General features: G+C 69.1%; 12 protein-coding genes. 6 read left to right on the top strand and 6 right to left on the bottom strand.

Annotated elements, in window-relative coordinates; genetic code table 11:
• The coding region (locus G6R24_RS04935) for a hypothetical protein (protein WP_338084408.1) at nucleotides 1–677 on the top strand (677 nt) is incomplete at its 5' end.
• A gap of 66 nt (nucleotides 678–743) precedes the next feature.
• On the opposite strand, the gene G6R24_RS04940 is transcribed toward G6R24_RS04935, so the two are convergent.
• Together G6R24_RS04940 and G6R24_RS04945 are read right to left on the bottom strand one after the other, a co-directional pair.
• The gene (locus tag G6R24_RS04940; RefSeq protein ID WP_163547979.1) at nucleotides 744–1,307 is read right to left on the bottom strand and encodes a PH domain-containing protein; all 564 of its coding nucleotides are present in this window, start codon (nucleotides 1,305–1,307) and stop codon (nucleotides 744–746) included.
• A gap of 140 nt (nucleotides 1,308–1,447) precedes the next feature.
• Entirely contained in the window at nucleotides 1,448–2,338 is an 891-nt protein-coding gene (locus G6R24_RS04945; protein WP_225438131.1) for a biotin--[acetyl-CoA-carboxylase] ligase, read from the bottom strand.
• 344 nt (nucleotides 2,339–2,682) lie between these two features.
• Between G6R24_RS04945 and G6R24_RS04950 the strand changes: the two genes are divergently transcribed.
• The 4 genes from G6R24_RS04950 to G6R24_RS04965 all read left to right on the top strand — a co-directional run bounded on the left by G6R24_RS04950 (nucleotide 2,683) and on the right by G6R24_RS04965 (nucleotide 6,972).
• Nucleotides 2,683–4,278, top strand: coding sequence for an acyl-CoA carboxylase subunit beta (locus G6R24_RS04950; protein WP_163547981.1), 1,596 nt, complete (start codon nucleotides 2,683–2,685; stop codon nucleotides 4,276–4,278).
• A 170-nt stretch (nucleotides 4,279–4,448) separates the two neighbouring features.
• Nucleotides 4,449–4,616, top strand: a complete 168-nt coding sequence (locus G6R24_RS04955; RefSeq protein WP_420840654.1) for an acyl-CoA carboxylase epsilon subunit — start codon at nucleotides 4,449–4,451, stop codon at nucleotides 4,614–4,616.
• 115 nt (nucleotides 4,617–4,731) lie between these two features.
• Entirely contained in the window at nucleotides 4,732–6,495 is a 1,764-nt protein-coding gene (locus tag G6R24_RS04960) for an acetyl/propionyl/methylcrotonyl-CoA carboxylase subunit alpha (RefSeq protein ID WP_163547983.1), read from the top strand.
• Nucleotides 6,496–6,555: 60 nt separating this feature from the next.
• Entirely contained in the window at nucleotides 6,556–6,972 is a 417-nt protein-coding gene (locus G6R24_RS04965; RefSeq protein WP_163547984.1) for a DUF5313 family protein, read from the top strand.
• A 19-nt stretch (nucleotides 6,973–6,991) separates the two neighbouring features.
• On the opposite strand, the gene G6R24_RS04970 is transcribed toward G6R24_RS04965, so the two are convergent.
• Nucleotides 6,992–8,296, bottom strand: coding sequence for an HNH endonuclease signature motif containing protein (locus G6R24_RS04970; RefSeq protein ID WP_225438134.1), 1,305 nt, complete (start codon nucleotides 8,294–8,296; stop codon nucleotides 6,992–6,994).
• A gap of 549 nt (nucleotides 8,297–8,845) precedes the next feature.
• Nucleotides 8,846–10,327 carry an NAD(P)H-quinone dehydrogenase gene (locus tag G6R24_RS04975; RefSeq protein ID WP_163547986.1) on the bottom strand — a complete coding sequence of 494 codons (1,482 nt, stop codon included), beginning with the start codon at nucleotides 10,325–10,327 and terminating at the stop codon, nucleotides 8,846–8,848.
• A 191-nt stretch (nucleotides 10,328–10,518) separates the two neighbouring features.
• On the opposite strand from G6R24_RS04975, the gene G6R24_RS04980 reads away from it, so the two are divergent.
• Nucleotides 10,519–10,959 carry a gamma-glutamylcyclotransferase family protein gene (locus G6R24_RS04980; RefSeq protein WP_163547987.1) on the top strand — a complete coding sequence of 147 codons (441 nt, stop codon included), beginning with the start codon at nucleotides 10,519–10,521 and terminating at the stop codon, nucleotides 10,957–10,959.
• A 38-nt stretch (nucleotides 10,960–10,997) separates the two neighbouring features.
• Here G6R24_RS04980 and G6R24_RS04985 read toward each other — a convergent pair whose 3' ends face one another.
• Together G6R24_RS04985 and G6R24_RS04990 are read right to left on the bottom strand one after the other, a co-directional pair.
• Nucleotides 10,998–12,236, bottom strand: a complete 1,239-nt coding sequence (locus tag G6R24_RS04985) for an amidohydrolase (protein ID WP_391530104.1) — start codon at nucleotides 12,234–12,236, stop codon at nucleotides 10,998–11,000.
• 42 nt (nucleotides 12,237–12,278) lie between these two features.
• The gene (locus G6R24_RS04990) at nucleotides 12,279–13,514 is read right to left on the bottom strand and encodes a glutamate--cysteine ligase (protein WP_163547988.1); all 1,236 of its coding nucleotides are present in this window, start codon (nucleotides 13,512–13,514) and stop codon (nucleotides 12,279–12,281) included.
• Nucleotides 13,515–13,548: the final 34 nt, after the last annotated feature.

Here is a 13,548-nt window from a genome sequence, read left to right on the forward strand (position 1 = left end):
TGCGTGCCGGCGAGGACCCGGGCCCGTCACAACCCGGGCCCGGTGCGGACCAGGATGGTCGACCCGGCCTTGCGCGGCGCAGGATGCTCCTCGCCATGGGGGTCGTCCTCGTCCTCGCGGCCGTCGGCATCGTCGTGGCTGTCACAGCCGGTGGCGGTTCGGACGGCGACCGAGATGACTCGACCGCCGCACCCTCCTCGGTGACAGGTACCGCGGGGGGTGCCAGTGCGACGTCCACGCTGACTCTGGAGCCGGCCGACGCCGACCTGGTCGCGGCGCTGCTCCCCTTCACCGTCACCGACTGCCGCTCGGCGCCGCGGGACGGGGATGGGGTGGTGGTGGCGGTGAGCTGCGCACCGGGCAGCTCCACCGCGGCGAGCGCACCCGAGCAGCTGTCCGTCATCAGCTACGGGACCGCCGAAGCTCTCCAGGCCGACCTGCGCGAACGCTCGGTCGGACTGGCCGGCTCCGATCCCGGTACCACCTGCGCCCACGGCCGCAGCGGGGTGGAACGCTGGGCACGGACCGCCCACCGCCGCGGCAGCTTCGTCTGCCGGGTCACCCCTGGCCGTTTCGCGGTCTACTGGACGGTGGACGATTCCCGGCTCGGCTTCACCGCCGAGCTACCCGATGCCGACCAGTTCTTCGCCTGGTGGCGCGCCTACGACCCGATCTGATCCGCACGCTCCGCGGCGCGCCGCCGCGGCGCTGGCGCCGATCCGCCGCCGATCACTGGCCGCCGATCACTGGCCGGGGTTCCAGCCGCCCCGCCGAGGATCACCTGAGCCGCGCCCCTGATAGGGCGCGGCGAGCTCGGCCAGCATCTCCTGCATGCGTTCGACATGCGGCATGCAGGACAGCGTGATCCGGCCCCGCTGGCCAGCCGTCTCGACGACGAGTCGCCCTGAGCCCACCCACTGCTCGAACAGGCTCTGCTGGACGGTCGTGCCGACGAGCCAGGAAACCGGAACATCGCGGCCGACCCGGGTCAGCAGACCCTCGCGCACCACGAGGCGCTGGCTGGTGATGACGTAGTGCGTGGTCAGCTGCCGTAGCCAGGGCAGCGCACCCCGGTAGCCGATGAGGCCCAACGCCACGATCAGCACCAGGTACTGGATTGGTTTCTGGAAAAAGCCACCGGGCGCGAAGAAGACACCGAGCACCGCGAAAAGCAGGGCCGCCACCGTCCACAGTGCCGGACCGACCAGACTGACCCAGTGCGGATGGAGGTGGACGACCACCTCTTCGTCCGGGGCGAGGATATCGTCGGGAAACGCCACGCCGACGATCGTCGCACCTTCCTTCATCGGACCACACGTGGCCCTCCCGCGCGTTGCCCGCCGGGCTCACCAAACGAGATCGCCGAACCTCGCGGGCCTGCTTCCTGGCGACCCGCATCCCGCCTGACCGGCCCGCGTCCCGCTTCACCCCGACGTTGCCGGCCCGGTCAGCGCAGGTGGACGACGTCTCCCGCGCTGAAGGGGTGGCCGTCGACGACCAGTCGCCCCTCGGCGTCCACGTCCATCGCCGTGCCGAGATGAGTCCGTCCACCAGGCAGTTCGACCCGCACCCGGCGACCGATCGTGGCACAGACGGCCAGGTAGTCGGCGCGGGCCGACATCGGGTCACGCTCCCACCGGACCAGGGCGCCGGCGAGCTCGGTGAGGAGTTCGCCGAGCAGCGTGGTGCGGTCGAGCGCGCTCGTGGGGGCGCCGCACAGGCTCAGGCTCGTCGACCGTGGTGGCAGCTCGTCGGACTGCGCGTGGACGTTCAGACCGAAGCCGATCACCGCGGCGGGCGGTATCGCCGGGGCTGGCACCAGTTCCACCAGGATGCCGGCGAGCTTCGCACCGTCAACGAGCAGATCATTGGGCCATTTCAGCGAGGCCGTGACGCCGGTCACCCGGCGCACCGCTGACACCAGCGCGGTGCCCACCACCATCGGCAACCAGCCCAGGCGCGCCGGTTCGACCATGGGACGCACGAGCAGCGACACGGTGAGCCCGGCGCCGACCCGCGACTCCCAGCTCCGATCAAGCCGACCGCGACCCGCCACCTGCCTCTCGGCGACCAGCACATGGCCACGCGGCGCGTCCACCTGCCGCCACCGGCGGCCCACCTCGGCGAGCTCCGCCTCGGTCGGACTGTCCGGGCTGCTGGTCGGGCTGGTCTCGGTGGGTGCCGTGGCGGCGGTCCGCGCGCGGGCCACCCGCACCAGGGCGGCGTTCGTGGAGTCGATCTCGGACACGACCGTAAGCCCGAAGTCGGTGCCGGCCGCGGAGAGGAAGTCCGCCAGCCGGGGCGCATCAAGCAGCGGACGGGCCGGCGTCGCGTCCACGATGCGCTTCGGCGCCGCGCCTACCCGGGCAGCTCCCCCGCCGGACGCGCGTGGGGCGACGGGGGCATCGGGACTGATGGCATCCGAAGGCACGTGCACCGGCACAGCCTGACAGAAGCGACCGTGCCACGCCCACCCATCGGCGGCCGCGGGCCGGGTTCTGACGGTCCCCTCCGGCAAGCCACCCCAGTAGTTGTTCCAGCACCACCGACGACAGCAAAACGCGCATACTGTGACGCGCGATACGACCGGACGGCCCTGGTCAGAGCGAAGTAGCGCAATCGATGAGATCAACTCCATATGTCTCGAGCGCGTGGACACGCGGGGGTCGTACGCTGCGGCCTATGGCTCTTCCCGTGTCCGCTGAGGATTCCGCTCCCGACCCGCGCAGCACCGCAGGGCGACTTGCTCAACTGCGGCGTGTGAACGATGAGGCTGTCCACGCTGGATCCCAGCGGGCCGTGGATGCGCAGCATGCCAAGGGCAAAATGACGGCACGAGAGCGGATCGAGGCCTTCCTTGATCCCGGCTCGTTCGTGGAGACCGACGCGTTCGCCCGCCACCGGGCACATGATTTCGGTGTCCAGGCCAACCGTCCGTACGGGGACGGTGTCGTCACCGGCTACGGCACGGTCGAGGGCCGGCAGGTCTGCGTGTTCAGCCAGGACTTCACCGTCTTCGGCGGCAGCCTGGGCGAGGTCTTCGGCGAGAAAATCGTCAAGGTCATGGACCTGGCGCTCAAGACCGGCTCCCCGGTCGTCGGCCTCAACGACTCCGGCGGTGCCCGCATCCAGGAGGGAGTCGTCTCCCTCGGTCTGTACGGCGAGATCTTCTACCGCAACGTCATGGCGTCGGGTGTCGTCCCCCAGCTCTCCCTGATCATGGGCCCGTGCGCGGGCGGCGCGGTGTACTCCCCCGCGATCACCGACTTCACCCTGATGGTCGACCAGACGAGCCACATGTTCATCACCGGCCCGGACGTCATCAAGGAGGTCACCGGCGAGGACGTCGGGATGGAGGAGCTCGGCGGAGCCACCACCCACAACTCGCGCAGCGGCGTCGCCCACTTCCAGTCCGCGGACGAGGCCGAATGCCTTGAGCTGGCTCGGGCCCTGCTGTCCTACCTCCCCTCGAACAACCTCGAGGAGGCACCCGCCTACGAGCCCGTGGACGACCTGGACGCGGAGCTCGATCCGGATCTCGACACGTTCATCCCGGACTCGCCCAACACGCCGTACGACATGCACCTGATCATCGAGCGGCTCGCCGACGACGGTGACTTCCTCGAGGTCCACGCGCAGTTCGCGCAGAACCTGATCGTCGGCTTCGGCCGGATCGACGGCCGTTCGGTCGGCGTGGTCGCCAACCAGCCGATGCAGTTCGCCGGCACCCTGGACATCGACGCGAGCGAGAAGGCCGCCCGTTTCGTCCGCACCTGCGACGCGTTCAACATTCCCGTTCTCACGCTCGTCGACGTGCCGGGCTTCCTGCCGGGTACATCCCAGGAGTGGAACGGAATCATCCGCCGCGGCGCGAAGCTGATCTACGCCTATGCGGAGGCGACGGTCCCCAAGGTCACCGTCATCACCCGCAAGGCCTACGGCGGCGCCTACGACGTCATGGGCTCCAAGCACCTGCGGGCCGACATCAACCTGGCCTGGCCGACCGCGGAGATCGCGGTCATGGGTGCCCGCGGCGCTGTCAACATCATCTACCGCCGGGAGCTGGCCAAGTCCGAGTCCTCGGACACCCGCCGCGCCGAGCTGATCGAGGACTACACCGATCACTTCGCCACTCCGTACATCGCGGCGGAACGTGGCTACCTCGACGCCGTGATCAACCCGTCGGAGACGCGCCGTGCAATCATCCGGGCGCTCCGACTGCTGCGCACCAAGCGTGAGTCGCTGCCGCCGAAGAAGCACGGAAACATCCCGCTCTAGGGCACGGACCGAGCGTCGCGACGACGACGCGTGCACTCCAGCGCCGGCGTTTTCGCCGGTACACGTCGAGCAGGGAGAGGAACGTGGCCCAAGACCAGGACGGGCAGCCGGATCGGCCGACGCTTCGGCTCATCCGCGGAAACGCCACTCCGGAGGAGATCGCCGCGGTGGTGGCGCTGCTGGCGGCCCAGGCGACCGCCGCCGCACCGCCGCCGCCCCCCGTCCGGTCCCCGTGGGCCGATCCCACGCAGGGTCACCGCGGACCACTCCACGTTGGAGCAGGCGCGTGGCGTCTTTCCGGGCTGAGCCCGGGTGTGCGCACCCGCGCGGGATGGTGAGCGGATGCCATCACTCACGTGACATGTCCGTGGCATCACATCAGGGTTGAACGACAGCGAGCAGCGCGGACCGACTCGCCTAACATCAGGCAGGCCGGAAGAGGACGGGAGCAGCGTGCGTAAGATCCTCATTGCCAACCGAGGTGAGATCGCGGTCCGGGTGGCTCGCGCCTGCCGCGACGCCGGATACACCAGCGTCGCGGTCTACGCGGAACCGGATATCGACGCACTGCACGTGCGTGTCGCCGACGAGGCTTTCGCCCTCGGCGGGAACACTCCCGGCGACTCTTACCTGCGTATCGACAAGATTCTGGATGTCTGTAAGGCATCGGGTGCCGACGCCGTCCATCCGGGATACGGCTTTCTTTCCGAGAACGCCGACTTCGCCGAGGCCGTGATCGCCGCCGGCCTCACCTGGATCGGCCCGCCGCCCGAGGCCATCCGACGCCTCGGCGACAAGACCGCCGCCCGTCACATCGCGCTGGAGGTCGGCGCCCCGCTGGCACCTGGCACCGCCGATCCGGTGGCGGGAGTCGGTGAGGTCATCGAGTTCGCCAACCAGTACGGCCTGCCAGTCGCGATCAAGGCGGCGTTCGGTGGTGGCGGGCGGGGTCTCAAGGTCGCCTGGACCGCGGAGGAACTGCCCGAGCTGTTCGACAGCGCCGTGCGTGAGGCGGTTGCCGCCTTCGGCCGCGGCGAGTGCTTCGTCGAGCGTTACCTCGACCAGCCACGGCATGTCGAGACCCAGGTGCTCGCGGACACCCATGGCAATGTGGTCGTCGTCGGCACCCGTGACTGCTCGCTGCAACGGCGCTACCAGAAGCTGGTCGAGGAGGCCCCGGCGCCCTTCCTCTCGGAAACGCAGCTCGCCGCGCTCTATGACGCCTCGAAGACGATCTGCCGCAAGGCCGGCTATGTGGGGGCTGGCACGGTCGAGTTCCTGGTCGCCCGCGACGGCATGATCAGCTTCCTTGAGGTCAACACGCGCCTGCAGGTGGAGCACCCGGTGACCGAGGAGGTCTCCGGTGTCGACCTGGTTCGCGCCCAGTTCCGGATCGCCGAGGGCGAAGCCCTCGACTTCACCGATCCCGCTCCCCGCGGCCACTCGTTCGAGTTCCGGATCAACGGTGAGGACCCGGGGCGCAACTTCCTGCCCGCGCCCGGCACCGTCACCACGTTCGTCTCACCGGCCGGCCCCGGCGTGCGGCTGGACACCGGCATCGAGAGCGGCAGTGTCATCGGGGGCGCGTTCGACTCGCTGCTCGCCAAGCTCATCATCACCGGTGCCACCCGTCAGGAAGCGCTCGAGCGCGCCCGGCGCGCCCTCGACGAGATGGTCGTCGACGGCATGGCGACTGCCCTGCCGTTCCACCGCGCCGTCGTCCGGGATCAGGCTTTCGCCCCGGATGACACCGCGGAACCGTTCCGCATCCACAACCGGTGGATCGAGACGGAGTTCGACAACACCATTCCCGCGTTCACCGGCGGCACCGACGCGGACACCACCGCACCCGAACGGCAGACCGTTGTCGTCGAGGTAGGTGGCAAGCGCCTCGAAGTGGTGCTTCCGGCCGGCCTCGGCGCCGCGACGGCCGCCGCGGGAACCGGCAGGGGCGCGGCACCCAAGCGACGCTCCCGCGGGGCCGCCGCCGCGAAGGTCACCGGGGACGCGCTGACGAGCCCCATGCAGGGCACCATCGTGAAGGTGGCGGTCAGCGAGGGTGACACGGTCGCGACCGGCGATCTCATCGTCGTCCTGGAGGCGATGAAGATGGAGCAGCCGATCAACGCCCACCGCGACGGCAAGATCACCGATCTCGCCGCGGCCGTCGGCTCGGTTGTCACCAGCGGGGCTGTCCTTTGTGAGATCAAGGACTAGATGCCACCTGTTCGCCGGTCGCTGTCCTCGCTCCGCCTGGCCGCTTCGTAAGCTGCGGGTATGAGCGGCAGTGAGGACAGCTCGCCGGCGGACGGTCGGGATGGGGCTACGGCGGTGGACGGTGCTGGCACACCCGGTGCTGGCACACACCGGCCGCCACTGACCGGCCGAATCCACTACCTTCTCGGTGGCACGTTGCCGCCGACGTACCGCGCATGGGTCTCGCATGATCTGACCGGGCCCGGGTGGCGGGTCCGGCAGGCCATCCGCCCGCCCCTTCTTCTCCTGCCCTTCGCCGTGGTCTTCGCACTGCTTCCTGGCCAGCCAGCGGTTCGTGGCATCGCCGTCGGGCTCCTCCTGGCCGCAGGTCTGGGCCTTGGCTTCGCCACCAGCAGCTACTTCCGTAACCGGCGCCTCGAACAGCACGGCTTCCCGCCTGTCCTCCCGCCACCGGATGACCCACAGGAAGCGGGCTGAGGCCGCCCGCCACCCGCCACTACGTCTCTGTGTAGTTGTCAGGGTGCGTGTGGTACTCACCCCCGGTGGGGGTCGTCCACGTCATGTGACCGGGCTGGCCCTGTTCGACGAGCCACCGCTGCCTCGCCCCGTGCTCCGACACCTGGTCGGGCCGCTGCTTGTAGCGACCCAGCATCCGATGGTGTCTGCGGCAGAGGGGCGCAAGATTGCCGTTCTCGGTGAGACCACCGTCGACCCAGGCCACCGTATGATCAAGATCGCTGCTGCCCGCGGGGGTGTTGCAGCCCGGCAGGACGCACTGGCTGTTGCGCGCTCGCACATGCCGCGCCAGGGCGGCGGGCGGAAACCGGCGACGCCCGAGACCGACGAGTTCTCCGGTCTCCCGCCGGGTCAGCATCTGCCGCCAGGTGCACCGCGGGTCCTGGCTCATCTCCCGAACGATCTCCGCTGGGACGGGCCCGTATCCAGGGATCTCACCTGGGCGCTCCGCCAGCCCCAGCAGCGTCTCCACCGGGACGACCACCTGCATCTCCAGGTTGACACGACCCAGGCTTTCGCCCATCAGTAGCGCGTACGCCACATCCGCCCGCCGCTGATCGAGGCTGCGAGCATCGCCGGTACCAGCCTGCCGGGCCAGCCGGTCGATGCGCGCCCACACCGCCAGCATGCGCAGCGCGGGCAGGAACATCGCCAGACGGCCCATGCCGTCGGGCTCCGTGCGTGCCTCGACGCGCCGGGTACCTTCGGCCGCCTTCTGACGCCGCGCCGCCCCATCCGGATCGACCACCAGGACCCGGCGGCGCACCGCCTGCTCGAACGCCTTCAGGCTCGGCCGGCCGCCCTTGGCCAACACCGGGCCGGCAACCTGCGCGACGAGCGAGCCGTCGAGTGGGGCGGTCAGCCGGTCCAACGCCACGAGACGGGCCAGATCGATCCGCCCGTCCCACAGCGCCTTCACCCCGGCGGGCAGCCGCCGTACGACCCGAACCGCGAACGCCGTCTGCTTCCCACCTTCGGAAGGTGACAGCCGCGCGCGGAGCGCGACCTCCTCGCCGACGAACTCGTCGTAGCCCCACCGGCCCGGCTCGGCCCACGTCCCGCCGGCGCCGGCCTGCTCGCCGCCACCCCGCGCACCACCATCGGGCTGCTCGCCGCGCCCCTGCGACGTCCCCGCATCCACCGGAGCGGGGCGCAGCTCGGTCAGGCGCGCGCGGACCAGCAGACGCTCCGCTTCCGCCCGCGCCACCCGCCGCCCGGCCTCCTCATCCCACGCAAGACAGTCCACATCCATCAGATCCGCCACCCGGCGACCGCCGACCTCCACCGATGCCAACCACGCCCGCTCCTCCTCATCCGACGCTGCTGGCGCCGCACATGTTCCAGCCACCATCACAGCCCCCATTCAAAAGACGACGACAGCAGATACCGGACCGCAGAGACCGGAAAGAGAAAGCCGGCACAAGGACCGGATTCCGGACTCGCTGATCGAACGTACATTCGAATAGTAGATGCCGACCGGCCGCCTGGCAACCCCCGATCACACTTGAGGCTGTGCACACGACTTCACCTGGCGCTACGACCACAGCACCAGAGGCAATCCGAATCCCGGCCGTCCCACACGGCCCGACTGCAAGTTCGAGGAAATGGCGACCACACGGCCGAGGGAAATGGACTCCAACCGATGGTGGATCTCAGGGAACATCTCGCCTATGCTGAGGAGGCCATCGGATAACCGGCATGGCGCCACACCCAGCTCCGCCATGCCGGCTGACGATGATGTGCACCACCCGCGCTTCTTCAGGAGCCCCCCACGGCCCTTCAGGAGCGAGGATGGTTCTTCAGGAGCCAGGACTGCAGGCACCCAAGCCGCGTCTCAGGAAGGGTTGTCGAATCCAGCAAAGAAGTCACGTGGTCGCAGGACCCGCGCCGCTTCGGTGATCGAGCCGGAGAGCGAAGGATAGATGGAGAACGTATGGGCGATCTGGTCGACCGTGAGTCCGTTTTCAACGGCAAGAGACACGGAGAGAATGAGCTCGGATGCCCGTGGCGCCACGACGACACCGCCGAGAACACTGCCACTTCCGGGTCGACAGAAGAGCTTGACGAAGCCGTCCTGGATACCCATCATCTTGGCGCGGGGGTTTCGCGAAAGTGGCACGGTGGTTACTTCCGCGGCGACCGCGCCGGCGTCCTTCATGACCTGGCTCATGCCCACGGTCGCGATCTCGGGCTCGGTGAAGATGTTCGAGGAGACCGTTCCGAGCCGCAGCGGGCTTACCGCCTCACCGAGTGCGTGCCACATGGCGATTCGGCCCTGCATGGCCGCGACCGAAGCCAGTGGCAGAACTCCGGTGCAGTCGCCGGCGGCGTAGACACCGGGCACCGAGGTACGCGACATCCGGTCGACACCGACGTGGCCACCCGGCCCGAGCCGCACACCCACGTCAGTAAGGCCAAGATCCCGCGTTCTCGGCACGGAACCGACGGCCATGAGAGCGTGGCTACCTGCAACAGTCCGACCATCAGAAAGCTCGACGATGACTCCGTCGCCTATCCGCCGCACCGAGGAGGCCCGTGAACGATTGAGCACCTCGATTCCCCGGCGGACAAACACGTCTTCGATAACCCGGGCCGCGTCGAGGTCCTCACCCGGCAGGACCCGATCTCGGGAGGACACCAGGGTGACCTCCGCGCCCAGAGCCCGGTACGCGCTCGCGAACTCGGCGCCGGTCACCCCGGAGCCGACAACGACGAGATGTTCCGGAATTTCCTTGAGGTCGTAGAGATGACGCCAGGTAAGTATCCGCTCACCATCCGGCTGGGCGCTGGACAGGATTCGGGGTGCGGCACCCGTCGCGACAAGCACGACGTCGCCCACAAAGGTCTCACCGTTGCTCGCCTCGATCGCATGCGGGCCGACGAGGCGACCGGTGGCGTGCACGATCTCGACCTTCTCGCGTTCGAGTCGCCGCTCGATGTCCAGGGACTGCGCCTTGGCGAGTTCCCGGACCCGCTCGTAGACCTGCACGGGGTCGACTCCGACCACCTCGGGTGGGGTGAGAGCGGGCATACCCGAATCCGAGCCGCTCGGCATCCCCCAGGCGACCGCCGGGCTCGAGGTGTCCGCAGTCACACCGGGACCGTGCGGGCGGATACCCAGACCCGGAGCAAGTGCGAGATTTGTCATGGTCTCCGAGGTCGCGATGAGCGCCTTCGAAGGAACGCAGTCCGTGAGCACACAGGCGCCACCGATGCCGTCCGAGTCAACAACTGTCACGGAGGCGCCCAGGGATGCCGCGACCAGTGCCGCCTCGTAGCCCCCTGGACCTCCACCGAGAATGACAATGCGTGTCACGAGCCCTCCGATCCCGACCAGTCCTGCTCTTATCTTCCCCCTCCTGGATGGCACCGCTCCTCCTGGTACGGACAGCTCCGTAGGATCGCAGGCGGAGTCTCCGCGGGGAGAGTGCCGTAGATCGCGAAGGTTCCAGTACCGACCAGCAACCTGTAGCCCTGGCAACGCACCGTCACTCCCGAGAGACCACAATGACCTTGTACGCGGCATACGCCGGCAACCTCGATCCGGCGCAGATGAAGAAACGGACGCCCCACTCGCCCGTTACCGGAACCGGATGGATCAACGGGTGGCGGTTGACCTTTGGCGGCGAGGACGTCGGATGGGACGGTGCCCTCGCGACCATCGTCGAGGCGCCGGGCGCGCACGCCTACGCTCTTCTCTACGATCTTGATCGTTATGATCTGGAGCGGCTTGACATCTGGGAGGGAGCGGACACCGGGCTCTACACCCGCATCCGTGTCCGCGTGCACACCCTTGACGGCGAAGCCCTCGCCTGGACGTACGTGTTGAACTCCTACGAGGGCGGGCTCCCGTCCCTCTGGTATCTGAACATGATCGCCGACTCGGCGGAGAAGGCTGGTGCGCCTGCCGACTACGTCAGCGAGCTGCGTTCCCGGCCGACCGCGTAGCGCGGTCGCGGCGGGGACGTACTCAGCCGGTGGCGTACTCAGCCGGTGGCCGGCGGCCGATGGCGCCGCAGCAGCTCGAGGGCGGACCCGGCCAGCAGGCGCACCCCCACGCCGATGGCCCGCTCGTCCACGTCGAAGGCGCCCTGGTGAAGATCGTAGGTGGGTCCGCCGGGCACACGGGTACCCAGCCGGGCCAGGGCGCCCGGGACGTGGTTGAGATACCAGCCGAAGTCCTCGCCGCCGAGTGACTGCGCCACCGTGGCCGAGGCGCCATGCCCCAACCAGACATCGACGACCTGCTGAAAGACGTCGACGACCTGGGCGCTGTTGACCACCGGGGGCACGCCGCGGCGGTAGTCGACCACGATCTGCGCGCCATACGGGGCGACCAGCTCCTCCGCGAGCCGGGTCACCAGCTCCGGAACCGCGTCCCAGGTCTCCCGGGACAGGGTGCGCAGGGTACCGCGCAGCTGGCCGGAGCGTGGGATGGCGTTGGCGACGGTACCAGCCTGGATCTGCCCCCAGACCAGGGACAGTGCTGACCGTGGATCGACAAGGCGCCCGAGCGCGGCCGGCAGGTCCGCGGCCAGACGCACCATCGCGTAGATCAGGTCCACCGTGTTCTGCGGGCGCGAGGTGTGGCCACCTGGCCCCGCCAGGGTGATCTCGAGAGCGTCGGCGGCCGAGGTGATCGGACCGGTGCGCAGTCCGATGGTGCCCACGTCCAGAGCCGGATCGCAGTGAACGGCGATGGCCGCGGACACGGGTTTGAGCACGCCCGCGTCGATCACGTCCAGGGCACCACCGGGCATCAGCTCCTCGGCGGGTTGGAACACCAGTCGCACGGTCCCGGGCAGCGCGACGGCACGTGCGTACTCGGCGAGCGCCAGGCCCACGCCGAGGGTCACCACCGTGTGCACGTCGTGACCGCAGGCATGGGTGACGCCGGGCACCGTCGAACGGTAGGGCACATCCTTGGAGTCCGGCAGCGGCAACGCATCCATGTCAGCCCGCACCAGCACCACCGGAACCGCGGGATCGCCCTCCGCGTCGGCCCCGATGTCACACCACAGACCGGGAACGTCCGGCAGTCGCCGCGGGTCCAACCCGACCGCCTGCAGCCTGGCTTCCACCTGCCCGGTGGTGCGGCGTTCCTGCCGGCCGAGCTCCGGATGGGCGTGCAGATCCCGGCGCAGCGCGATCAGCTCGGATTCGTGGACGGCCAGCCACCTGGTGACCGCGGCGATGCCATCCGCCTGTATCTGCGGGTCGGGCACCTCCCTGCCACTCCCCAATCCTGTTACCCCCAGAACCACTCGTCACAGACCCAGGACCACACCGGAGGCGGGTACCGGACCGGACGGCGATACCGGACCGGACGGCGGTGAGGTCACCCGGGACGCGGCCGGTCGGTCCACGATCGGACGGCCGGCCTCCATCTCCGCCAGGAGGGTATCGACGACCGGAAGGAGATCCCCGCCGGCCCGCCGGGCGACCTCGCGCTGGCGGGTGGAACTTCCTCCGATCTCGACGATCGCCAGGACGTCCGCCAGCTCCCCGGCGCAGCCGAGCCGATGCGCGACCGGAAGAAGATCTTCCACCAGGTCGATGATGTCGTCGCGGACGGATCGGACCGCGCCCTGCGCGTCGATCATGATCTGCGCGTCGAGTCCGTAACGCGCCGCGCGCCACTTGTTCTCCTGGACGAGCCAGCGCTTCGGCGCGGGCAGGCGGTAGCCGCGGTCGATCTGGGTGTTCATCCGGTCCACGAGGCACTGGGCGAGGGCGGCGACCGCCCCGACCTCCATCAGGGTGGGCAGCCCGTCGCAGATGCGCAGCTCCACGGTGCCGAAGTTCGGATGTGGACGGATGTCCCACCAGATCTCACGGATCGTCTCGATGGTCCCCGAGGCGATCAGTGTTCCCATGAAGGCCTCGAACCCGGGCCAGTCGTCGAGCGGGTAGGGCAGCCCGGCGGTCGGCAGACTCGCGAACACCTGCGACCGGGAGGAGGCGAGCCCGGTGTCGTCACCCAGCCAGTAGGGCGACGAGGCGGACAGCGCCAGAAAGTGTGGGATGTAGGCCATCAGAGCATTCACGATGGGCATGGCCTTGTCCGGCGATCGCACGCCGACGTGCACGTGCACCCCGAAGATCAGCAGCCGTCGGGCCATCCACTGCATCTGCGAGACAAGCTTGGCGTACCGCTCGTCCTCGGTGATCCGCTGACTGGCGTAGTCGCTGATCGGATGGGTGCCGCTGCACATCAGGCCCACGCCGCGTCGTTCCGCCAGGTCGCGCAGCACCGAGATGGTACCGGCGAGATCGGCGGTGGCCTCACCCACCGATCCGCAGACGCCGGTGATCACCTCGATCGTGGAGTCGAAGAGCTCGTGCTTGGCCTTCGCCGCCTCCCGCTCGCCGACCTTGGCGCGTAGCTCGTCGAGGATCACCGCGGCGTCGCCGCGCAGCTGCCGGCTCTGATAATCGACCAGCTGCAGCTCCCACTCGATGCCAAGACTCGAGCTCGTGGACGATGAGAAGGGGATCCGCACGCGGGCTCCTCGGATCGGGGCCGATCTCGGCCTC

The sequence above is a fragment of the Candidatus Frankia nodulisporulans genome (genome assembly GCF_902806475.1).
Classification (GTDB): Bacteria; Actinomycetota; Actinomycetes; order Frankiales; family Frankiaceae; genus Frankia; species Frankia umida.

Coding starts and splice junctions, on each gene's coding strand:
- G6R24_RS04965 (WP_163547984.1), top strand. CDS start 6,556: ATGAGCGGCAGTGAGGACAGCTCGCCGGCGGACGGTCGGGATGGGGCT.
- G6R24_RS04940 (WP_163547979.1), bottom strand. CDS start 1,307: ATGAAGGAAGGTGCGACGATCGTCGGCGTGGCGTTTCCCGACGATATC.
- G6R24_RS04980 (WP_163547987.1), top strand. CDS start 10,519: ATGACCTTGTACGCGGCATACGCCGGCAACCTCGATCCGGCGCAGATG.
- G6R24_RS04950 (WP_163547981.1), top strand. CDS start 2,683: ATGGCTCTTCCCGTGTCCGCTGAGGATTCCGCTCCCGACCCGCGCAGC.